The sequence below is a fragment of the Janthinobacterium breve genome (assembly GCF_051380895.1).
In the GTDB taxonomy this organism is placed as follows: Bacteria; Pseudomonadota; Gammaproteobacteria; order Burkholderiales; family Burkholderiaceae_D; genus Janthinobacterium.
Genome location: NZ_JBNYXY010000003.1, coordinates 151,493 through 172,254, shown reverse-complemented (window position 1 = coordinate 172,254; position 20,762 = coordinate 151,493). Strand labels below are relative to the sequence as shown.

General features: G+C 62.2%; 24 protein-coding genes. 2 read left to right on the top strand and 22 right to left on the bottom strand.

Features of this window, described 5'->3' with window-relative positions:
- Positions 1 to 18: 18 nt before the first annotated feature.
- Complete coding sequence (locus ACQ4W0_RS06175) at positions 19 to 669, top strand: LysE/ArgO family amino acid transporter (RefSeq protein ID WP_436575958.1); 651 nt, start codon at positions 19 to 21, stop codon at positions 667 to 669.
- Between the two features lie 15 nt (positions 670 to 684).
- Here the strand turns inward: ACQ4W0_RS06175 and fliR are convergent, their stop codons facing one another.
- The 14 genes from fliR to ACQ4W0_RS06105 form a co-directional block, all read right to left on the bottom strand.
- The gene (gene fliR / locus ACQ4W0_RS06170) at positions 685 to 1,545 is read right to left on the bottom strand and encodes a flagellar biosynthetic protein FliR (protein WP_436575957.1); all 861 of its coding nucleotides are present in this window, start codon (positions 1,543 to 1,545) and stop codon (positions 685 to 687) included.
- A 22-nt stretch (positions 1,546 to 1,567) separates the two neighbouring features.
- Positions 1,568 to 1,837 (bottom strand): flagellar biosynthesis protein FliQ, encoded by a 270-nt coding sequence (gene fliQ, locus ACQ4W0_RS06165; protein WP_035821365.1) that lies wholly within the window; start codon positions 1,835 to 1,837, stop codon positions 1,568 to 1,570.
- Between the two features lie 10 nt (positions 1,838 to 1,847).
- Positions 1,848 to 2,606 carry a flagellar type III secretion system pore protein FliP gene (gene fliP, locus ACQ4W0_RS06160; protein ID WP_436575956.1) on the bottom strand — a complete coding sequence of 253 codons (759 nt, stop codon included), beginning with the start codon at positions 2,604 to 2,606 and terminating at the stop codon, positions 1,848 to 1,850.
- 7 nt (positions 2,607 to 2,613) lie between these two features.
- The gene (fliO, locus tag ACQ4W0_RS06155) at positions 2,614 to 3,186 is read right to left on the bottom strand and encodes a flagellar biosynthetic protein FliO (protein WP_436575955.1); all 573 of its coding nucleotides are present in this window, start codon (positions 3,184 to 3,186) and stop codon (positions 2,614 to 2,616) included.
- Positions 3,183 to 3,617, bottom strand: coding sequence for a flagellar motor switch protein FliN (gene fliN, locus ACQ4W0_RS06150; protein WP_102120019.1), 435 nt, complete (start codon positions 3,615 to 3,617; stop codon positions 3,183 to 3,185). The genes fliO and fliN overlap by 4 nt, the downstream gene beginning before the upstream one ends.
- Before the next feature lie 52 nt (positions 3,618 to 3,669).
- Positions 3,670 to 4,656 (bottom strand): flagellar motor switch protein FliM, encoded by a 987-nt coding sequence (gene fliM, locus ACQ4W0_RS06145; RefSeq protein WP_034754035.1) that lies wholly within the window; start codon positions 4,654 to 4,656, stop codon positions 3,670 to 3,672.
- A gap of 6 nt (positions 4,657 to 4,662) precedes the next feature.
- Positions 4,663 to 5,175: a flagellar basal body-associated protein FliL gene (gene fliL, locus ACQ4W0_RS06140; protein WP_436575954.1), complete on the bottom strand. Its 513-nt coding sequence runs from the start codon at positions 5,173 to 5,175 to the stop codon at positions 4,663 to 4,665.
- Between the two features lie 186 nt (positions 5,176 to 5,361).
- On the bottom strand, positions 5,362 to 6,657 hold the full coding sequence (locus tag ACQ4W0_RS06135; protein ID WP_436575953.1) for a flagellar hook-length control protein FliK: 1,296 nt from the start codon (positions 6,655 to 6,657) through the stop codon (positions 5,362 to 5,364).
- 19 nt (positions 6,658 to 6,676) lie between these two features.
- Positions 6,677 to 7,117: a flagellar export protein FliJ gene (fliJ, locus tag ACQ4W0_RS06130; RefSeq protein WP_436575952.1), complete on the bottom strand. Its 441-nt coding sequence runs from the start codon at positions 7,115 to 7,117 to the stop codon at positions 6,677 to 6,679.
- A gap of 32 nt (positions 7,118 to 7,149) precedes the next feature.
- Entirely contained in the window at positions 7,150 to 8,466 is a 1,317-nt protein-coding gene (fliI, locus tag ACQ4W0_RS06125) for a flagellar protein export ATPase FliI (protein WP_436576271.1), read from the bottom strand.
- Positions 8,467 to 8,555: 89 nt separating this feature from the next.
- The gene (locus ACQ4W0_RS06120; RefSeq protein WP_436576270.1) at positions 8,556 to 9,257 is read right to left on the bottom strand and encodes a flagellar assembly protein FliH; all 702 of its coding nucleotides are present in this window, start codon (positions 9,255 to 9,257) and stop codon (positions 8,556 to 8,558) included.
- A 43-nt stretch (positions 9,258 to 9,300) separates the two neighbouring features.
- Positions 9,301 to 10,299, bottom strand: a complete 999-nt coding sequence (fliG, locus tag ACQ4W0_RS06115) for a flagellar motor switch protein FliG (protein ID WP_034787109.1) — start codon at positions 10,297 to 10,299, stop codon at positions 9,301 to 9,303.
- Positions 10,292 to 12,007 (bottom strand): flagellar basal-body MS-ring/collar protein FliF, encoded by a 1,716-nt coding sequence (gene fliF, locus ACQ4W0_RS06110; protein ID WP_436575951.1) that lies wholly within the window; start codon positions 12,005 to 12,007, stop codon positions 10,292 to 10,294. Before fliF ends, fliG begins: the two co-directional genes overlap by 8 nt.
- Before the next feature lie 86 nt (positions 12,008 to 12,093).
- Entirely contained in the window at positions 12,094 to 12,438 is a 345-nt protein-coding gene (locus ACQ4W0_RS06105; RefSeq protein ID WP_436576284.1) for a hypothetical protein, read from the bottom strand.
- Between ACQ4W0_RS06105 and fliE the strand changes: the two genes are divergently transcribed.
- Complete coding sequence (gene fliE / locus ACQ4W0_RS06100) at positions 12,335 to 12,637, top strand: flagellar hook-basal body complex protein FliE (RefSeq protein ID WP_436576269.1); 303 nt, start codon at positions 12,335 to 12,337, stop codon at positions 12,635 to 12,637. The genes ACQ4W0_RS06105 and fliE overlap by 104 nt on opposite strands.
- Positions 12,638 to 12,715: 78 nt before the next feature.
- Here fliE and ACQ4W0_RS06095 read toward each other — a convergent pair whose 3' ends face one another.
- From ACQ4W0_RS06095 to ACQ4W0_RS06060, 8 genes are all read right to left on the bottom strand, one after another.
- The gene (locus tag ACQ4W0_RS06095) at positions 12,716 to 13,462 is read right to left on the bottom strand and encodes a flagellar brake protein (protein ID WP_436575950.1); all 747 of its coding nucleotides are present in this window, start codon (positions 13,460 to 13,462) and stop codon (positions 12,716 to 12,718) included.
- A 25-nt stretch (positions 13,463 to 13,487) separates the two neighbouring features.
- A complete protein-coding gene (locus ACQ4W0_RS06090) occupies positions 13,488 to 13,814 on the bottom strand; it encodes an EscU/YscU/HrcU family type III secretion system export apparatus switch protein (protein WP_096238642.1) in 327 nt (108 codons plus the stop codon).
- The gene (gene fliK / locus ACQ4W0_RS06085; protein ID WP_436575949.1) at positions 13,807 to 14,997 is read right to left on the bottom strand and encodes a flagellar hook-length control protein FliK; all 1,191 of its coding nucleotides are present in this window, start codon (positions 14,995 to 14,997) and stop codon (positions 13,807 to 13,809) included. The genes ACQ4W0_RS06090 and fliK overlap by 8 nt, the downstream gene beginning before the upstream one ends.
- Positions 14,998 to 15,014: 17 nt before the next feature.
- Positions 15,015 to 15,341, bottom strand: a complete 327-nt coding sequence (locus ACQ4W0_RS06080) for a flagellar protein FliT (protein ID WP_436575948.1) — start codon at positions 15,339 to 15,341, stop codon at positions 15,015 to 15,017.
- A gap of 3 nt (positions 15,342 to 15,344) precedes the next feature.
- A complete protein-coding gene (gene fliS, locus ACQ4W0_RS06075) occupies positions 15,345 to 15,791 on the bottom strand; it encodes a flagellar export chaperone FliS (protein WP_102120031.1) in 447 nt (148 codons plus the stop codon).
- Between the two features lie 21 nt (positions 15,792 to 15,812).
- The gene (fliD, locus tag ACQ4W0_RS06070) at positions 15,813 to 18,494 is read right to left on the bottom strand and encodes a flagellar filament capping protein FliD (RefSeq protein WP_436575947.1); all 2,682 of its coding nucleotides are present in this window, start codon (positions 18,492 to 18,494) and stop codon (positions 15,813 to 15,815) included.
- A gap of 230 nt (positions 18,495 to 18,724) precedes the next feature.
- Positions 18,725 to 19,096: a flagellar protein FlaG gene (locus ACQ4W0_RS06065; RefSeq protein WP_436575946.1), complete on the bottom strand. Its 372-nt coding sequence runs from the start codon at positions 19,094 to 19,096 to the stop codon at positions 18,725 to 18,727.
- Between the two features lie 84 nt (positions 19,097 to 19,180).
- Positions 19,181 to 20,671 carry a flagellin N-terminal helical domain-containing protein gene (locus tag ACQ4W0_RS06060; protein ID WP_436575945.1) on the bottom strand — a complete coding sequence of 497 codons (1,491 nt, stop codon included), beginning with the start codon at positions 20,669 to 20,671 and terminating at the stop codon, positions 19,181 to 19,183.
- Positions 20,672 to 20,762 lie beyond the last annotated feature (91 nt).

Genomic DNA, 20,762 nt, shown 5'->3' with positions numbered 1-20,762 from the left:
GGCTGGCAAGATTGCCGCATGACACTCTCGACCGCCGCCACACCACTCGTTTTTTCCGTCTTTCTCCAGGGCTTGACCCTGGGCCTGGGGCTCATCGTTGCCATCGGTTCGCAAAATGCCTTTGTCTTGCGGCAAGGCTTGCGCCGCGAACATGTGGGCGCCATCGTGCTGTTTTGCGCCCTGGCCGATGCTGCGCTGATTGCCGCCGGCGTCCTGGGCATGTCCCGGGCGCTGGGGCAGCGCCCCTTGCTGGCCAGTGCGCTGGCGCTGGGTGGTGCCGTGTTCCTCGCCGTATATGGCTGGCAAGCCCTGCGGCGCGCCCGTCGCCCGCAGCAACTGCGCGCCGCCGAAGGCGAGTCCGGACTCGGCCTGGGCGCCATCCTGGCCCAGGCGGCGGCATTTACCTTGCTCAACCCGCATGTATATCTGGATACGGTATTGTTGGTTGGAAGTATTGGCGCCCAGCAGCCGGGCGCGTTGCGCGGCAGCTTCATCGCAGGCGCCAGCGTGGCCAGCCTGCTGTGGTTTGCAGCGCTGGGATTTGGTGCGCGCTGGCTGGCGCCGTGGTTTGCGCGGCCCCGGGCCTGGCAAGTGCTCGATGGCTTGATTGGCGTGACCATGTTCGTGCTGTCCGCGTTGTTGCTGCGCCACGCCTTCGATGGCTGTTGAATGGCAAAGGAAACGTTAGCGCGCGGGCTGCAGCGGTGCCGGCGTTGCCGGGCGCAAGGGGTTTGGCGGCGCTGGCGGGGGCGGGCGGTCGCGCGTGGCAAAGCCGCGCGGCAGCAAGCGCGCCGTTTCTATGCCGCGCAGGAACATGTTCTGGAAGGGCGTGGCCAGGTAGGGCAGGACCATGCCGATCACCAGCAAGCCCACGCCCAGGGTGACGGGGAAGCCGATACCGAAAATGTTCAGCTGCGGCGCGGCGCGCGTCAAAATGCCCAGCGCCACGTTGGTCAGCAGCAAGGCGGCGATGATGGGCAGCGAAATCTGCAGGCCGGAACGGAAGATTTCCCCGCCCCAGGCCGCCAATTGCTGGAAACCGCCGCCGCTGATGGGACTCGATGAAATCGGCAGGCTGACAAAACTTTCCGCCAGCGCCGCCAGCAAGACCAGGTGGCCATTGACTGTCAAAAACATCAAGGTGGCCAGCATGACGAGGAACTGGCTGATGGCGGAAGACCTGCCCTTGGTTTGCGGGTCGAAGAAGGAGGCGAAGCCCAGGCCCATGGTGAGACTGCTGAGCTCGCCGGCCATTTCGATGGCGGAAAACACGATGCGGATGGAAAAGCCCATGGCCAGGCCCACCAGCATCTCTTGCGTCAGGATCAGCAAACCGGGCAAGGACATCGGGTTGACGGCAGGCAAGGCCGGCACGGTGGGGGCGATGATCATGGCCAGCAGCGCGCCCAGGGTCACCTTGACGGTGGCCGGCACGGCCGCGTTGCCGAACAGGGGCGCGGCCGCGATCAGGCCGAGGATGCGGCTAAGCGGCCACAGCAGTGCTGCGATCCAGGTATTCAGTTCGATGCTCGACAGGGTCAGCATGGCGTATGCCGTGGCCCCATGCCTAGCCCACCAGGTTCGGGATGCCGGTAAATACCTGGCGCATGTAGTCGAGCATGACGGACAGCATCCACGGACCCGCCACGACGAGGGCGACAAAGATGCCGACCAGCTTGGGGATGAAGGACAGGGTCGCCTCGTTGATCTGCGTGGCTGCCTGGAAGATGCTGACGATCAAGCCGATGATGAGGGCGACGAGCAGCATGGGCGCGGCCACCATCAGGGTGATTTCCATCGCATGGCGGCCCAGGGTCATGACGCTTTCGGGTGTCATTGTATTTCCCCTAGTAAAAACTCTGTGACAGGGAGCCCAGCAGCAGCTGCCAGCCATCGACCAGCACGAACAGCATCAGCTTGAACGGCAGCGAGATCGTGGCCGGCGACATCATCATCATCCCCATCGACATCAGCACGCTGGCGACCACCATGTCGATGATCAAAAACGGGATGAAGATGGCAAAGCCGATCTGGAACGCCGTCTTCAATTCACTGGTGACGAAGGCGGGCACAAGGATGCGCAGCGGCACGTCTTCCGGGCCTTGCAGGGCCGGCGAGCGCGACATCTTGGCAAACAGGGCCAGGTCGGCCTGGCGCGTCTGCTTGAGCATGAAGGTTTTCAGGGGATCGACGCCCTTGTCCATCGCTTGCTGCATGCTGATCTTGTTTTCCTGGTAAGGCAGATAGGCATCCGTATAAATCTTGTCGAACACGGGGCCCATGACGAACAGGGTCAAGAACAGGGCCAGTCCCACCAGCACCTGGTTGGGCGGCGCCGATTGCGTGCCGATGGCCTGACGCAGCAGCGATAGCACGATGATGATGCGCGTAAAGCAGGTCATCATCAAGAGGGCCGCTGGCAGGAAGGTGAGCGACGTCATCAGGATGAGCGTCTGCACCGGCAGCGAGTAATTCTGTCCGCCGCCTGGCGCCGGCGTGCTGTTGAAGGCCGGGATGCCCGGCTGGGCCATGGCCCACAGCGGCAAGGCCAGCGCGACGGCCGCCAGCAGCCAGGTCAGGGGAGTCTTCACGTTGGACCATGCCATCTGCTGCTTATTTCCCATTGCGTTTTTCGATGGTCTGTTTCAGCCACTCGGAAAAATTGGCGGCCGCGGGGCCGTTTTGCGCCGTGGCCAGTTGCGGCAATTCGCCTTCCTGGCGCGGCATGGTGGCCAGCGCATTGATGCGGCCGGGCGAGGCGCCGACGACAATCCATTGGTCAGCCACTTCGACGAGGACGATGCGTTCGCGTCCGCCCAGGTTGAGCGAGCTGACGACGCGCATCTTGTTGTTGCCGCCCATGACCTTGGGGCCATAGCGCTTCATGCACCAGGCCAGGCCGATCAACAGGGCCAGCACGAACACCAGCGCGAAGATGGTTTGCAGCAAGCTGCCGGCCGAACTGGTCGGCGCCATCGTCATGGGCGCGCCCGCCGGCATGGCGGGCAGGGCGGCAGCGGGTTTTTCAGTTGCCACTTCGGCAGGCGCGCTGGCGACGCTGGCCGCCGGCGCTTCTGCCGTCACCGCTGCGGCAGCCGGCGCCGGTGCTGGCGTTGGTGCAGCTTGGGCGATGCAGCAAGCTGCTGCCAGCGGCAGCAGGGTGGAAATCAACAGGCCAGGCTTCATTTATTCAATTTTCGGATGCGTTCGGAAGGCGTGATGATGTCGGTCAGGCGGATACCAAACTTGTCATTCACCACCACCACTTCGCCCTGGGCAATCAGGCAGCCGTTCACCAGCACGTCCATCGGTTCGCCCGCCAGACCGTCGAGCTCGACCACGGAACCTTGCGCCAGTTGCAGCAGATTCTTGATGGCGATCTTGGTACGGCCCAGCTCGACCGTCAGCTGCACGGGAATATCGAGGATGAAATCGATATCGTTGTGCGTTTCCGACTTCGATGCCTGCTTGGAAAAGTCCTTGAACACGGCGGCGCTGGCCGCGCTGGCCGTATTGGCAGCCTGGTTTTGCAGCGCGTCGGCTTCCGCCTTGGCCTGCTCGGCAATAGCCGCGCCCCAATCGTCTTCCGCGCTTTGGTCGTCTTGGTTGTCAGACATGTGTTTCTCCTGTTGTACAGATGCGGACCGCAGCGCGGCCCGAGTGTATTACTTAATGATTGTTCATGTTGTCGGCATTAGCCAGCAACTTTTCGACCTTCAGCGCATATTGTCCGTTCAACACGCCGTACGTGCAATCCATGACGGGCACGCCATCGACGGTGGCGGCGATCAGTTCGGGAATGTTCAGCGGGATAATGTCGCCCACCTTCATGTTCAGGATTTCGTCGAACGAGACGCGCGCCGTGCCCAGCGAGGCCACCAGTTCGACTTCGGCGATCTGGATCTGCTGCGTCATCAGGCGGATCCAGCGCTTGTCCACTTCCAGCGCTTCGCCCTGCAGGCTGGAGGTCAGCGAATCGCGGATCGGTTCTATCATCGAATACGGCATGCAGAAGTGGATTTGTCCGGAAACGGAGCCAAGTTCCACCGTAAACGTGGAGGCTACCACCACCTCGTTCGGCGTGGCGATGTTGGCGAACTGCGTGTTCATTTCCGAGCGGATATATTCGAATTCGACGGGAAAGACCGGCTCCCATGACTTGGTGTAGGCTTCAAAGACGATGTCGAGGATGCGCAAAATGATACGCTGTTCCGTCTGCGTAAAGTCGCGTCCTTCGACACGCGTATGAAAACGTCCGTCGCCGCCAAACAGATTGTCGACCAGCAGGAAGACCAGGCCCGGATCGAAGACCATCAGGGCCGTGCCGCGCAGCGGCTTCATGTGCACCAGGTTCAAATTGGTCGGCACCACCAGGTTGCGGATGAATTCGCTGTACTTCGACACGCGCACGGAACCCACCGACACTTCGGCGCTGCGGCGCAGGAAGTTGAACAGGCCCACGCGCAGCAGACGGGCGAAACGCTCGTTGATAATTTCCAACGTTGGCATCCGGCCGCGCACGATGCGCTCCTGGGTTGCCAGGTTGTAGGTACGAACTCCCGTGACATCTTCCGGCGCCTGCGCGTCGTCCTGGTCTCCGTTGACGCCCTTCAGAAGGGCATCGACTTCTTCCTGGGAGAGGAAATTATCGGCCATGGCTGCTTATTGAATGATGAATGCGGTAAATAATACGTCCGTCACGTCCTGCTCCGGCCCTTTGTCCTCGAACGGCTGGTTCACCTGATTGATGATTTCGGCCGCCAGTTGCTGCTTGCCTTCCACGGTATTGAGTTCGGATGCCTTCTTGCCGGACAGCAGCAGCAGCAAGCGGCTGCGCACTTTCGGCATGTTGACCTTGATCAAGTCCATTTCTTCCGGGCTGCTGGCCTGCAAGGTAAACGCGATTTGCAGGTATTGCTCGCCATTTTCCGGCTGCAAGTTGACGGTGAAGGCATCGATGGGCACGAAGACGGGCGGACCTGCCTTGGAAGCGGCATGTTTCTTCTTGCTGGGTACCGATTCTTCTTTATCGGCCTTGCCATGCAGGAAGTACCAAGCTGCACCGCCACCGATGCCGCCGGCCACCAGCACCGAGGCCAGCACTATGATCAGAAGCTTCTTTTTCGAGGCGCCGGCGGGGGCCAGGCCTGCATCTGCTTTCGGATCTGCTTTCATTTTTGGATTTGCTTTCAATGGTACTCGAGTGCATGGAAGTGGATCACGACGCCATTATGTCATTATCGGCAAATTCTGCGCAGAAGGATGCAGTGAAAAGAGGGCGGAAGCGCCCTCAACTCTCTGTTTTTATACGAAAAGTTACGCTGTGGGGCGCGCCTGTGGCCCGCGGACGACGAATTGGCCTCAGGCAAAGGTATCCACGGCACTCAGGCTGGGCCGGCTGCGTCCGCCTGCCGCTGGCGCGATGGCGATCTCGCCCCCCGATACGCCGCCGCCCTGCCCATTGCCGCGGCGTTCGCCCGAGGCGGCCCGTTCGCCATTATTTTGCTGTTCCGGCGTGCCGGCCGAGACGGTGGCGCTGCCGAAGGCGATGCCCGCTTCGCTCATCATCTCGCGCAGGCGCGGCATGGCCGCTTCCAGCGCCTGGCGCACTTCGGGCTGGGCCGACATGAAGGCGGCATCGGCCTGGTCATTGGTGACCGTCAAGACCACTTGCACGGGGCCCAGGTCGGGCGGATTCAGGGTCAGGGTGGCGCTCTGGTCGCCACCGGCCGCCATCCACACGACTTTCTGCCCCAGTTGCTGGTCCCAGGCCGGCGTGCCGACCCGGCCCGTCAGCTTGTCTGCCGGCACGGCCACGGCGGCGGCAGCCTGCTGCAGCGCGCCCGGCGGCAACTGGGCCGCCAGGCGGCTCAGGTCGGCTGGCGTTTCCTTGATGATCGGCTCGGCCACGGCGGTGCCAGCCCTGGCGGTCGCTGCCAACTGGGCGTCGATGGCCAGTTTTCCAGGCTCGGCCTTGCCGGTCGGCACGCTGGTGCCTGGCGTGGCTGTTGTCTTGCCTTGAGCCTGGCCCAGGCTGTCGGCAAAGTCGCCGCTGTCGGCTTGCGCGATGACAGTGGCGGTAGCCTTGCCGCTGCCCTGGACGGCTGCCAGCAATGGACCTGTGGCCAGGTTCTTGCCGTCGGCCTTGACGCTGGCGCGCGCGGGCAGTTCCGGCACGGCCTTGGCTGCTGCCGCTGGCGGCTGGATGGCCAATTGGATGCTGCCCACCAGGGCCAGCATCTCGGCGGCCGGATCGGCTGGCGGCGGTGCTGTCGCGGTGGTGATGGCGGGTGCGCTTGCCTCGGCCGCGGTGCTGGAACCATCGCCGGTGGCGGGCGCGGCCGCCTCGCTGGCCGGCGCGGATGGCTGTTCGCCGTTGGCGGCCTGTTCGGTGCCCGCTTGCGCCTGCTGCGTTTCCTTGGCCGGCGCCTGGGCGGGTGCCGGCGTGGCGGCAGGGCTGGCGGGGCGGGGTGCCGCCGGTGCTTGCACTTGCGCTTGCTCCATATTGCGGCTGGCCTGGCGTTGCTCGATCTGGCGGTTCAGGGTGCGCTGGAAGTCGCCCGCCGTGCCGCTGGTGGGCGGCTGGCTACGGTTGGCGGCGCCCGGCGTGGCGTTCGGCGAGACAATCTGGGAAATCGGGTTTTGCAGGGTTTGCATGATGCTGCCTCAGTGTTGCTTAGCGTTTGTAATAGGCTTGTCGCGCCGCGTGCTCATCCATTGCTTTCTGGTCGCGCTTGTTTTCCAGCTTCAGCGCCTGTTCCTGTGCCCGGTTGTTCAGGGTGGTGTACGACATGCGCTTGCGTTCGGCCAGCTGCCAGCGCATCTTTTCATTGTCGCTGCGTGCCTGTGCATGCTCGACCACCTGCTGCTGGCCCAGGATGGCGCTGTCGAGCTTGACCATGAAAGCCTGGAAATTGCGGTAGGCCATGGGCGTAATGCCATTGCTCATGCTCGCCTCAAAACGCTGGGCATAGTCATCGCGGTAGCCCGATAGCATGTCGAGCTTCTGGCGGCAATCGTCGAGCGCTTTCAGGGCCGCGCCCAGACGCTTGGCGCAATCATCCGTTTCGCGCTGGGCAAGGTCGATCAGGGTTGCAAGTTGGGAAGGAGAAGCCATGCTGGATTATATTCCCGCCATGCAAGCCCTAATCAGTCGAATAGAGCGGTAAGTTGCCCCAAGCTCTCGTCCATGCTGACCCGTTCCGTAATTTGCTGTTGCAAAAACGCCTCGATCTTTTCATGCAGGGCGATGGCCTGGTCCAGCACGGGATCGGTGCCGGCGCTGTAGGCGCCCACGCTGATCAGGTCGCGGCTGCGTTCATAGCGCGAATACAGTTGCTTGAGCTTGCGCGCCTGCTGCTGGTGTTCAGGCGTGGTGATCGAGTGGGCAGCGCGTGAAATCGATTGTTCGATGTCGATGGCGGGGTAGTGTCCCGCCTCGGCCAGGCGGCGGTTCAGAACGATATGGCCGTCGAGAATCGCGCGCGCCGAGTCGGCGATCGGGTCCTGCTGGTCGTCGCCCTCGGTCAGCACGGTGTAGAAGGCGGTGATCGAGCCGCCGCCTTCCTCGCCATTGCCGGCCCGTTCCACCAGCACGGGCAGCTTGGCGAAGACGGACGGCGGATAACCCTTGGTGGCGGGCGGTTCGCCGATGGCCAGGGCGATTTCGCGCTGCGCCATGGCGTAGCGGGTCAGCGAATCCATGATCAACAGCACGTTTTGCCCCTGGTCGCGGAAATACTCGGCAATGGCCGTCGCATACGCGGCGCCCTGCAGGCGCATCAGGGGCGGCGTGTCGGCCGGCGCCGCCACGACGACGGAGCGGGCCAGGCCTTCGGGACCGAGGATTTGCTCGATGAATTCCTTCACTTCGCGACCCCGTTCGCCGATCAGGCCGACGACGATCACGTCCGCCTCCGTGTAACGGGCCATCATGCCCAGCAGCACGCTCTTGCCCACGCCGGAACCGGCGAACAGGCCCATGCGCTGGCCCCGGCCCACGGTCAGCATGGCATTAATCGAGCGCACGCCCACGTCCAGCGTGGTCACGATGGGCGCGCGGCCCAGCGGATTGGCGGGGCGTACATTGATGGGGGCGCTGTCCGTCGTGAGCAGGGGGCCAAGCTGATCAAGCGGCCGTCCTGCGCCATCGAGCACGCGGCCCAGCAGTTGCGGGCCCACGGGCAGGTGGCGCGCGCGGTCGCTGGGACGGCGGCGCGGGTGCGCCACGCTGCCGGGGCGGGGAATGGCTGGTTCGACGGAAAACACGCGCGTGCCGGGCACGATGCCCTCGACGTCGCTTTGCGGCATCAAAAACAGGCGCTCGCCTTCAAAGCCCACCACTTCCGCCTCGACCCGCCCGCCATTGGGCAGCGGCACGGTGCAGGCGGCGCCCACAGCCAGGCGCAGTCCCACCGCTTCCATCACCAGGCCGGCCACGCGCGTGACCCGCCCCGAAATTTGCATCGGTTCGACAAAGCCGACCACGGCCGAACAGTCGCTCAGGTAGGCGCGCCAGCGCGCCGCATGGGCAGCCGGGCCTTTGAGGGATTCGCTCACGGCGCCAGCCAGTCCAGGTCCTTGCCCAGCGCATGCGTCAGGCGCTGCCAGCGGGTGGAGGTTTGCGCGTCGATCTGGTTGCTGGCCGTGTCGATCTTGCAACCGCCGCGTTCCACGCTCGGGTCTTCGATGACACGCCAGCCACCTTTGTCGAGCTCATCGCCGATGCCGTCGCGTACCACTTGCGCGTCTTCGGGATTGAGCATCAGCAAGGCCGGTTGTTGTAGCACGGGCAAGTATTCGATGGCTGCCCTTACCATCGGCAGCATCAGCTCGGGGCGCACGGGCAAGGCCGTTTTCAGCATGCCCTTGGCCAGTTGCAAGGCCAGTTCCATGACTTCGTTGGCGATCAGTTCATCGGCTTGGTGCACGGCCGTGCCGAAGTCGACGGCGATGCTTTGCAGATGCGCCAGTTCCACGCTGGAGGCGGCCTTGCCTTCGGCATACGATTTTGCATGGCCATCGGCATGCCCGGCCGCGTGGCCTTCCGCATAGCCGGCGGCGCGGCCCTCATCGAAGGCCGTGGCGCGCGCTTCCTCGCGGATGGCGTCAAGTTCTTCCTGCGTCGGATACTCGAGCGGTGGGGCCAGCTCTTCCTCGTGCAGCTCGGCAAATGGGTCGAATTCCGGTTCCGGCTCCGGTTCGAGCAGCTTGCGCGCCGCCACCACGCTGGGACGCTCGTCGCCAAACGAGGTCATTTCCCAGCGCTGGTAAGCGGTTTGTTGCTCTTTGGGTATTAAATTAGACAAACGAATCCTCGCCTTTTCCACCCAGTACTATCTGCCCTTCGTCCGCCAGGCGGCGCACGATTTGCAGGATCTGTTTCTGTTGCGATTCCACTTCCGACAGGCGCACGGGGCCTTTCGACTCCAGGTCTTCGCGCATCATCTCGCCGGCACGCTGCGACATGTTCTTGAAGATCTTGTCGCGCAGCTCTTGCGAGGCGCCTTTCAGGGCGATGATCAGCATTTCCGACTGCACTTCGCGCAGCAGCAATTGAATGCCGCGGTCGTCGATGTCGATGACGTTGTCGAACACGAACATTTCGTCCATGATCTTTTGCGCCATGTCGTTGTCGTAGTTCTTGATATTGTCCATGACGGAGCCTTCTTGCTCGCCGCTCATGAAGTTGAGAATCTCGGCCGCCGCGCGCACGCCGCCCAGCGACGATTTCTTGATGTTTTCGTTACCGGACAGCAGTTTCGTCAGCACATCGTTGAGTTCGCGCAAGGCGGCCGGCTGCACGCCGTCCAGGGTGGCGATGCGCAGCACCACGTCGTTGCGCAGGCGGTCCGTGAAATGGCCGAGGATTTCGCACGCCTGGTCGCGTTCCAGGTGGACCAGGATGGTGGCGATGATCTGCGGGTGTTCGTTGCGGATCAGCTCGGACACGGATTGCGAATCCATCCACTTCAGCGATTCGATGCCGGATGCATCCTTGCCGCCCAGGATGCGCGACAGCAGCACGGATGCCTTGTCGTCGCCCAGCGCCTTGGTGAGGACTTGGCGGATGTATTCGTCCGAATCGAGGCCGACGGTGGAGTTGAGTTCCGTCTGCGCGCGGAAGTCGTCGAGCACTTCGACCACCTGTTCGTGCGCAATGCCCTTCATGGTGGCCATGGCGGCGCCCAGTTTCAGCACTTCGCGCGGGCCGAGGAATTTCATGACCTCGGCCGCTTCGCTCTCGCCCAGTGCCAGCATCAGGATGGATGCTTTTTGCAGTCCCGTTGTCTCAGTCATTATTGCCTATCCATGCTTTGATTACGTTGGCCACCACGCGCGGGTCTTCCTGAGCCAGTTTCCTGGCCATCGCCAGGTTTTCGCGATAACCGCGGGCCGTATCTTCTTCCAGTTCTTCCAGCTCGGCTTCGCTGAGCAGGACTTCGTGTTCTGCGCCGTCCTTGGCGAGTTCCGGCTCGATGACGGGCGGCGGCGCGCCGAAATCGTCGATCTTGCGCATCACGGGGCGCAGCATCGGGCGCACGATCTTGATGAAGATATACAGCAGAATCAGGGCCGTGATGAGAAATTTCGCCAGTTCCTTGGCCAGCGGCAAGTTTGCCGGGTCGCGCCACCACTCCAGCTTGCTTTCCGGCGCGCGGTCGATGCCGTCGAAAGGCGAGTTGGCCACGCTGAAGCTGTCGCCGCGCTCCTTGTTGTAGCCCATCGCTTCCTTGACCAGGTTATTGATCTGGACCATTTCAGCAGGGGAAATCGGCTTGACCGTGACCTTGCCATCCTTGTCGAAGCTGCGGCGGTAGTTGACGACGACGGCCACCGACAGGCGGCGCAAGCCGCCCATGGATTTCTGCTCGTAGCGCACGGTCTTGTCAACTTCGTAATTTGTCGTCGATTCTTTCTGGGTCGGTGCCGTCGGTGCGCCCGGTGCCGCGCCCGGTGCCTCGGCCGTCAATGGTGCCGTGGCCACGCCAGGCGGCTGGTTCGACAGGGCGCCCGGCACGCCGGACGGGTTGACATTGCCGGCGCCCGTCGATTCGCTCGTTTGCTGGCTGCGGATGGTGGACGCTTCCGGTGGCGAGTTCGGCTTGTAGGTTTCTGCCGCCTGCTCGCTTTGCGAGAAATCCACGTCGGCCGTCGCTTCGGCGCGCACATTGCCTTCGCCGACGATGGGCAGCAGGATCGATTCGACTTGCTTGATCACGCTTTGCTGCAACTGCTGCACGTACTTTAATTGGTTCGGGTCCAGGCTCTTGATGCCGTTGGCGCGGTCCTTGTCCTTTTCCTGGTTCGACAGCAAGGTGCCGGCCTGGTCGACCACGGTGACATTGATTGGCAGCAATTCCGGCACGCTGGACGCCACCAGGTGCACGATGGCGCTTACCTGTAATTGGTCGAGGCCGCGGCCTGGATGCAGGTTCAGCAGCACGGAGGCCGTCGGTTTTTGCTGTTCGCGCACGAAGACGGACGGTTTTGGCAGGGCCAGGTGGACGCGCGCCGTGTCGACGGCGGACACCGATTCGATCGATTTGGCCAGTTCGCCTTCGAGCGCGCGCTGGAAATTGACCTGTTCCAGAAATTGCGAGACGCCCAGCTTCTGGTTTTCCATCAGCTCGAAGCCCACGTTGCCGCCTTTCGGCAAGCCTTGCGCGGCCAGTTTCAAACGCGCATCGTGGACTTGCTCGGACGGCACGAGAATGGCGCCGCCCCCTTCGGAAAACTTGTGCTTGATGCCCAGCTGGTCCAGCGACGCGGTGATGGCGCCGCCATCGCGGTCCGTATAGTTGGAAAACAGCACCTTGTACTCGGGCGGCTGGTTCCACATGTACAGGGCCACGCCGATGGCAATCAGTGCCGCCACGCCCAGGCCGCGCAGGAAATTCTTGCCCATCGGCGTCTTGGCGAAGGCTTGCACGGACTCAACGGGCGAGCGGGCAGGCGCCGGTTCCGGCGGTATGCGGTTCACATCGATTTCTTCGGCTACAGCCATGATTGCCTTCCGGGGCGCGTGTTATTGACGGGTATTGGGTGATGCGTGGGGGCCGCTTCCTCCGGAGGAGGGGGCGATATGCAGAATTATCCGCCACTGTCACGCGCTTCAATCGTCCAAACAGAAGGCGCTTTTGCCGCCTGCTCGGCCGAGCGGCTGGTGTTGGCACTGGTATTGTGGAACCTTGGCAACATGTGACGGAAGTTATTGTACCCGTCGTTGCCTTGCTGACTGGAGTTTTGTTCTCCGGAAGCAACAGGCAGGAATAGACGAGAATCGGGAGGCAAAGTGAAAACAGGCGGTATCGATAGCAGCAGGATCGAGGCGATGATCGCGCAACTGAAGTCGGCGGCCACGCGGCCGGAGGCGAAAATACCGGCGATCCAGACCGAGGCGCCGGCGGCGAAGGTGAATTTTGCCGATGCCTTCAAGAGCGCGCTCGACTCTGTGAGCAGCTCGCAAACGGCATCCTCGGACCTGGGCAAGCGCTTCACCATGGGCGATGACAAGGTCAGCCTGTCGGACGTGATGGTGTCGATGCAAAAGTCCAGCATCGAATTCCAGGCGACGGTGCAGGTGAGAAATAAGTTGGTTTCTGCATATCATGAAATCATGAACATGCAGGTGTAGGTGATGACAACCCCAAGAGCAAGGGCTGGGGTCGGACCTTAAGGTCCGACCCCAGTCTTCGTTTTGGGTTAACTATGATTAGCTCAACCCAGCCATGCGCGCATTCCTCTCGCGCTCCAGACGCGTGATATAGCGCTGCACGTGCGCCAGCATGCTGCGCGGCAGGTCGACGAATTGGCAGCCCAGGCGGCGGTTCAACTTGTTGTTCAGCAAGGTCATGTCCAGCGAATTGCGAATCTGCAAGGTGGCGGTGACGATGCCGACGTCGGGCAAGTCGATGCGACAGCCGGGATAGTCCCTGCCGATGGTTTCGCCCAATATCAGTTTATTGTCCAGGATGGCAATGCCGCCGCAGCTGATGTCGGCCAGCGGAAACAGGGTCTCGGCGCCGCCTAGCGAGGGCGGCAGGGGAATCGAGACGCGCACGGGATTGCTCACGGGCGTGGTCATGCGGTAATACTCGCGCCGCTGCAAGCGGATCAATGTTTCTGGAATGGCAATTTTCAGGGCGGGCGTGCCGCCGTACTGGCATTCTTCCACCAGAGAACTGGCAAACAGGATGCGGATCTTGTCGAGCGAGGTTTCAAACGAGATACCGGTGGCGGCCACCATGCGCCGGTTCTGGTCGGCGTTCACGGAACGGTCGAGGATGACGGTATTGCGTTCGGCATCGACTTCCAGGATGGAGGTGACGCACACATCGGATTCTCCGTGGATCAGCATGCGGATCAGCTGGTTCTTTTCGCTGATGCTGCGCAGCAAGGCGATGATTTCCCGCCGCGATTCCACTTCAAAGTCATGCCAGTTTTCGAGGCCGGAATCCATAATATGTGCTTGCATTGATGCCTGTCTATGTATCGGTGAGGTTGATGCTGGTGTCGGGCGGCGGCGGGATCGGGCCGCCATTCGCAGATTCAATATGATATAACCAGGCCAGCAGTTCCGCAATCGCCCGATACAGGCCGGGCGGAATCTGGCGGTCCAGGTCGACATCCATCAGCAGCGCCACCAATTCCTTCGATTCATGCACGAAGACGCCGTGTTCGCGCGCCGTGCTGATGATCTGGTCCGCGATCAGGCCGCTGCCCTTGGCCACCACCTTGGGCGCCGGCGTGCCGCTTTGGTAAGCCAGGGCGACAGCCGTTTGCGGCACCTTGCGCTTGGTGTCGTCAAGCATCGCCGTCTGCTCCTGGCGCTTCGGCCGCCTCCGGCTTGCCGGCGATCGTCAACGACGACAGGGGCCAGCCGGCGGCGGCTAGCGACGCTTCCAGCCGCGCCGCGTGCTGGCGCAAGGTATCGGCGCTGTCTTCGCTGCCCGCCTGCATCTGGATGGCCACCCGGCCGCCCTGCAAGACCACGTGCGCGGCCAAGTCGCCCAGCAGGGGGAACTGGAAGCGCACATTGCTGCGCCAGGCCGTCGCTTCCGCGTCGGCCTCCGTGCCAGCGTGCTGCTGGCCTTCCGGCGCATCCTGGCTGATATCCCACTGCATCTTTTGGCCGGGCCAGGCTTCGCCCTGCCACTGCACGCGCGCCTGTTCGTGCGTATGCAGCTGTAAATTGATCAGTTGCGCCGAGGCCAGGTCGGTGCCCGTCCTGGGCGTCTCGCCCGGCTGGGCCTTTTGCATTTGCGGTTCCAGCAGCAGCGAGGCCAGCGGCCGCTTGCCTTCGGCCCATTCGGCCACATGCGATTCATAGAACAAGCCGCTGCTGCCGACCGTGTCGCGCAGTTTTTGCGCCACTTGCGCCGGATCGGCTCCCGGCGAGGCCATCAGCGGCGTCTTGCCGACCAGCGCCAGGGGCGCGCCGGGCACGCTTTCCGCCTGGCTGAGCACGGTGCTGATGGCGCGCGCGGTGGTGCTCAGTTCCGGCGCCGGCGTGTCGCTTGCCAGGGCGGGCAGCAAATTGGCCGGCGTCAGGGGTGCGCGGCTGAGCAGGGTGGCGGCCGTGCTGTTGGCGCGCGTGCCCGCCTGGGCCGCACCGGCCTGGGGTGGGCGCGCTTCGGCGGCGTCGGGTTCTGCATCGGCGTCGGCGTAGGTCAGCAGCGGACTGGCGGCCTGATCGCGGTTAGTACCGATTTGAAAAGAGGGGCGGGGATTGATGCCGATCAAGGTCAGCGGAATGTCCGTGCCCGGCTGGGCGCCGGCAGGCAGCTGCATGCGGGCCGGCGTACCGGCAACGCGCACCAGGTAGCTGCCATCGCCCATACGGGCCAGTACCTGGCCCTGCATGGATTTGCCGATCAATCCCTGCAGCGAGCGCTGGAACTCGGCCTGACGCGGGTCGGCGACGGCATCGGCCGGGCGCGCGCCCTTGATGGGGGTCAAGGGCGTCATGCCGATAGTATCCATCTTCGGCAACATGGCGCCTCCTTGTGCGTTTAGACGCCGTAGGCGTTGGCCAGGCGCCGTTCGGTGCCGGTGCTGTTGATCAGCTTGGACAATTGCGCCATCCACGGCATGGTCAGGTCGCGGATCTTGCGGTCGTCTTCCAGGATCTGCTTGATCAGGGCGACCTTGCGCTGGCGGCCGGCGCTTTCCAGCACGACTTTTTCTTCATTCGCCTTCAGCGCTTCCACATGCGCGCTCACTTGCTGTTCCAGGGCTTCGAGCGCGTCCCAGTCGGCGTTGCTGGCGGCAGTCACCATCCGGCCCGTCAGGGACTGCATGGTTTCATAGGTGGTCAGGACTTCTTGATGGGTCATCATGGGTCAGGCGCTCGCAAGGCTGGGTCTACGTTTCAAATCGGCGCCGGGGATGGCGGCGGGCGTGGAACCGATGGCGTTCCAGGTTTCACGCAGGTCGGTCAACAGGCGCTGCACTTCTTCCAGCAGGGTAATATCGTTGTTCAGGTTAGCCGTCAGCAGGCGCGCGCCCATGTACTCGTACAGGGCATCCAGGCCTTCGGCAATCTGGCCGCCTGCTTCCTTGTCCAGGCTGGCACGCAAGCCATTGTCGATGATCTGGATGGCTTTCGAGATGGACTTGCCTTTTTCCGGGATATTGCCCGATTTCATGTGCACTTGCGCGCTGAGCACGGCCACCAGGGCGCCGTCGTACAGCATCACGATCAGCTTGTGCGGCGAGGCCGAGCCTATGCCCGTTTCCAGGCCGACTTTGGCGTAGGCGTTGACGCCGCGTTGTTGGGTTCCAAACATATATTCTCCTGATGATGGCGCTTAGCGGTTGGCGGCAATGGCGGCCAGCTGCTGGGTCAAATAGGTTTGCGTGCCCTGTAATTTGTTCAGGGATACGTCCAGACGCGAGTACTGGGCGCGGTAGCGCGCTTCGATGTCGGTCAACTTCGCGCTGAACTTGTCGCGCTGCGCCGCCACCGACTTCAGGGTTTCATTGATGCCGCTCGTGCGCCCGGTGATCACGCCTCCCGTACCCAGGAAGGAAGTGGCCAGGTTGTTCAACTGGTAGGCATAGCCTTGCGAGAAACTGACCGTGCCGCGCGAGCCGATGGTGCCGCCGGTAACTTCAATTTTCAAGCCTTCAGCCTGCGAGCCGGGCGCGCCCGTCAGTGTCTGGCCGGAGCCGACCACAGGTTGTCCGCCCAGGGTGCCAGCCACGTCGGCGCCCTTGACGGGCTTGGCCGCGCCAAACAGGACTTCCGTGCCGGTTCCCGTGCCGTTGCTCAGTGCCAGGTTCGATACGGAGCCATAGCGGCTCGATACCAGGACCAGTTTGCCGGTGCCATCGATCGACGCGGAGACTGTCGCGCCATTGTCTGAAAAAGCCTTCACGCCGTTGATCGACGATTGCATCAGCGATGCCATCTGCGCCGGCGTATAGGTGCCTGCCGGTATCGTCACCTGGGCCGTATTCTTGGCCGCCGACGGGTCCGTATCGTTGAGGGTGATATTCCAGGTGGTGTCGCTGGCAATCGTGGTACTGGCGGGCAGCACGCCATCGGACGTGAGCGAACCCTGGCTGGCCATGGTGGTGATGCTCAGGTCATAGGTGCCTGGCTTGGTGGCGGCCGTCGAGCTGGTGAAGGCGACGTTGCTGTCGGTGGCCTTGCCGATGGCCGAAAACAGGCCGGCGATATCGCCGAAGTTGGCGCTGATCGCTTTGTCGAGTTTGCTTGAATCCAGTGTCAGGCTGCCATCTTTCTGGAAGGAAATACCCACCTGGCTCAAGGTGTTCATGCCACTGCTCAAACCGGTAATCGGCGCGCCCAGTTGTCGGCGTAACTGGCTCTGGATCGATTGAACGGTCGAGTCGCCCATTAAAATGCCACCCTTCTTTGTGTCGGGATTGAAGGCCGTCATCTTGCCGATCGACGTGTTCAGATCGTTGTAGGCCTTGACGAAGGCGGTGATGCTGGTCTTGACCGTTGTTGTATCTTTGCTCACCGACAAACTGGAATTGCCTACCTTTGTAATGCTCAGCGTGACGCCTTCGATCGCCGAATCGACGCTATTCGAGCTGCTGGTGATGGCAATGCCGTTGACGCTGAAATTGGTGTTTTGCGCCGCGCTGTTCTGCTTCAGGTTTTGCGTGCCGGAAGCGTCGTAGGACAGCAGATTGCTCAGGGCGGTGTCGGCTGGTTGGCCATCGCTGCCGCTGAGCGAAATTTTCATGGCCGAATTGGCGCCTGTCTTGGACGAACTGAGCACCAGGTGATACGGTTTGTCCGTGCCGTCCGATACGATGCTGGCGGTGACGCCCAGGCCCGCGTTATTGATGGCGTCGCGTATGCCTTGCAAGCTGTTGTTGGTGGCGTCGATCACCACCGAACCTGTGGCCTGCGTTCCATCCTGGGTGAAGCCCGTATTCATGTAAGCGCCGCCCGTGCCAGCCGCCAGGCCGGCTGCAGCCGGATTGCTGCCGGCGACGGTGATGGGGCTGGCATTGCCCGAGGCCAAGGTGAGCGAGCTGGCAAGCGTGACATTCGAGCCATCGTTGGTGGCATTGGCGGCGTGTCCGATACCACCCATGACGCTGCCTGTGACCACTTCTTCGATGTTGAGGTTGGAGCCATCGGCGCGCGTAAACTGTAAGTTGCCGCCGGCTGCCGTGCCGGTGACGGTGATATTCGCCGCCGCCAGCGCGTTCGAGACGGCATTCGGGCCAGCCAGCGTTGTATCGAGCGACGCGGCCGTGATGCCGCTGCCTGCGGCGACGCCGTTACCCTGCGTGACGATCTCGATGCCGCCAACCGACAGCGTATAGGTGCCGTCTGCACCGGTGGCAATATTGCCGAAACCGCTGAACATGCTGGCGTTGCTGGCCGTTGGCTGGGCCGTGGCGGTCACGCCCGTGGTGCTGCTCTTGGCGTTGATGGCGTCGGCCAGCGCGCGCGCGCTCTTGGTGCTGGCATCCGTTGGAATGGCCGTGCCGTTGATGCTCAGCGAGCCGTTGCTCACACCGGTGAGCAGGGTGCTGCCGCCCAGTGCCGTGCCCGTTACACCAAAGGTGCCGCCAGCGAGTGAGCCCAGCTGGAACGACACCGTGGTCTTGGCGCCACTGCCGATGGTCGACAGCTTGCTGGCCATGCCGCCCGACGTCAGCGTCTGCGCCTGGGCCAGCTGGGAAATGTTGATGTTGTAGTTACCCGCGACGGCTTTGGCGCCGGCGCTGGCCGATAGCACCAGCGGATCGGACGGCATGGCGCTGACGGCCCGAAAGTTGTTTGAGTTGGTCAGCGCCGACAGCGAGCCCTGGAAGGTGCTGACGGCGCCGCTCAGCGTGCCCAAGGCGCTGAGCTTGGCCTGGTAGGAAGCCGTTTTTTTGTCAAAGGTATCCAGCGGCGCCGATTCCGCCGTCATCAGCTTGTCGATGATGGCGCCCACGTCCAGGCCGCTGGCGCCGGCGCCGATGCCAACGGATGAGATTGTAGGGGTAATGGCCACGGCATGCTCCTAGGAAAACACTAATATAAGCTGTTATCGGCAGAATCAATCAGGACTTGAGAGGGGGATTTACCGCGCTGTTTTCAGCGGGAGTGAAAAATCGGGAGAGGGAAGGGAGGATATTGCTTGAATTTCAATGAAAGACGGGGCCGGATAGTCAGGCTATCGGGCCCCGTGGTCACGCCAATGCATGTTGCTGTGATGCTGCACTTCCGTGGGCAACGCCATCGTCATGCGCTTTGACTGATCAAGGAGCCTTTGGCCGAGTCGAAAGTCTTGGCCAGTTCCAAGGCTTCCTTGGTGGGAATCTGGCGCAGTACTTCCTTGGTTTCCTGGTCGATGACCTTGACCACCGTGCGCTGGCTGTCCTCGTCGATGGAAAATTCAATGCCTTGCGTCTTTATTTGCGACGATTGGTTCAGCGCCGATACCGCCTTGTTCAACTGTTCCCGGCTCGGTTCCTTGTCGGCTTGCTGTGGCGCAACCGTGCCGTTTTCCGTGGCCGTGCGTGGCGCTGCAGGGCGTGCTGCCGACGTGTCCGCAGACACATAACTCTTGTCTATCCTGGCCGCGGAGGCGGCCGCTATCGTGTCGATAGTCATGGTGCTCTCCTAGTGAAAATTCCCCTGCCGAAAAAATCCGGCAGGGGAATCAGAGTCCTACGCTGTTGCCTGACTAATCGGAGATTAGCCGCGCAGCAGACTCAGGACGCCGTTTGGCAGCGAGTTCGCTTGCGCCAGCATGGCCGTACCAGCTTGTTGCAGGATCTGGCCGCGGGTCAGGTTGGCCGTTTCCGCAGCAAAGTCGGTATCGACGATGCGGCTGCGCGATGCGGACAGGTTTTCCGTGGTCGATTGCAAGTTGGAGATCGCCGAGCTGAAGCGCGATTGCAAAGCACCGTACTGGGCGCGTTGGCTGTTCACCGAAGCCAGCGCGGCGTCGGCGATTTTCAGGGCCAGTTGCGCGCCGTCGAAAGTTGTCACATCCAGCGATGCCACGTCTTTCAACACGGATGCGCCCTTGGTACCACCTGTACCTGCAGGCAACAGGCCCGACGTGGTGTCCGTGACTTGGTAGCTTTTTTCCGAGTCGAACGTAATGCGGCCGTTTGCTACCGCACTGGTGCCGGTTGCAGTCAAGCCCGTGAACGAGGTCGTCAGCGCATCTTTCACTGTTGGCGTGTCGACTTTATAGGTCGCCGTGGCGAAGACTGTGTTGCCAGCAGCTTTGCTATTGGTGAGGCTGATATCATTGCCAGAGGCATTGGTCAATTTGATGCCGCTATTCGTGGCGTCATATTGTGCCGTAACACCCGTTTTGGAGGTCTGGGCATTGATCGCATTGATGCCCGATGCATAATCGCTAGCCGTGGTGCCGGCGCCCATGGAGAAGGAGACGGTCGTGGCGTTTGCTGCCGTATTGTCCGAAGCGATCGTGAACGAATACGACTCCGAAGCGCCCAACTTGAGCGACATATCGGTTTTTGCCGTTGCCGTGACGCCGGTGGTCGCCGTTGCCTTGTTGACGTTGGCGGCGATCGATTTTGCCGTGTCGGTGGTTGCCGTGGTAATTGTTGCGCTGCCCAGCGAACCGTCCACTTTGACCGAACCAGCAGTCACGTTGGAGGTAGCGATAACTGCCACAGCATCGTTTTCTACGCGGTTATCGCCATAGGTGTTGGTCAGGAAGTTGGCGCCGCTGGCCGAAATCAACTGGTTGGCGTTTGCGCCGACCTGGAAGTTGGCCGTGCCCATGGTGCCGTCGAGCAAATTCTGACCATTGAACTGGGTGGTTTGGGCGACGCGGTTCAGTTCCGAACCGAGTTGGCCGACCTCTGTTTGCAAGGCTTGGCGGTCGCTGGCGGTGTTGGTCGAGTTCGACGATTGCACGGCCAGTTCGCGGATACGTTGCAGGATGTCGCCCGAAGTGGACAGTGCGCCCTCGGCCGTTTGCGCCAGCGAAACGCCGTCGTTGGCATTGCGGGTCGCTTGGGTCATACCGCGGATTTGCGACGTCATGCGGTCGGAAATCGCCAGACCAGCAGCATCATCCTTGGCGCTGTTGATGCGCAAGCCGGAGGACAGGCGTTGCAGCGAGGTGCTCAAGGCCGACTGCGAGGTCGACAAGTTGCGTTGCGAATTCAGGGACGAGATGTTGGTATTAATTACTGCAGCCATGATGTTTCTCCAGACAGGTACTACATTGCGCTATGTGCTAGTCACTTTGGCCTGCCTCGCTGTTCCGGGACAATCAAGCCGCTGTTATTTA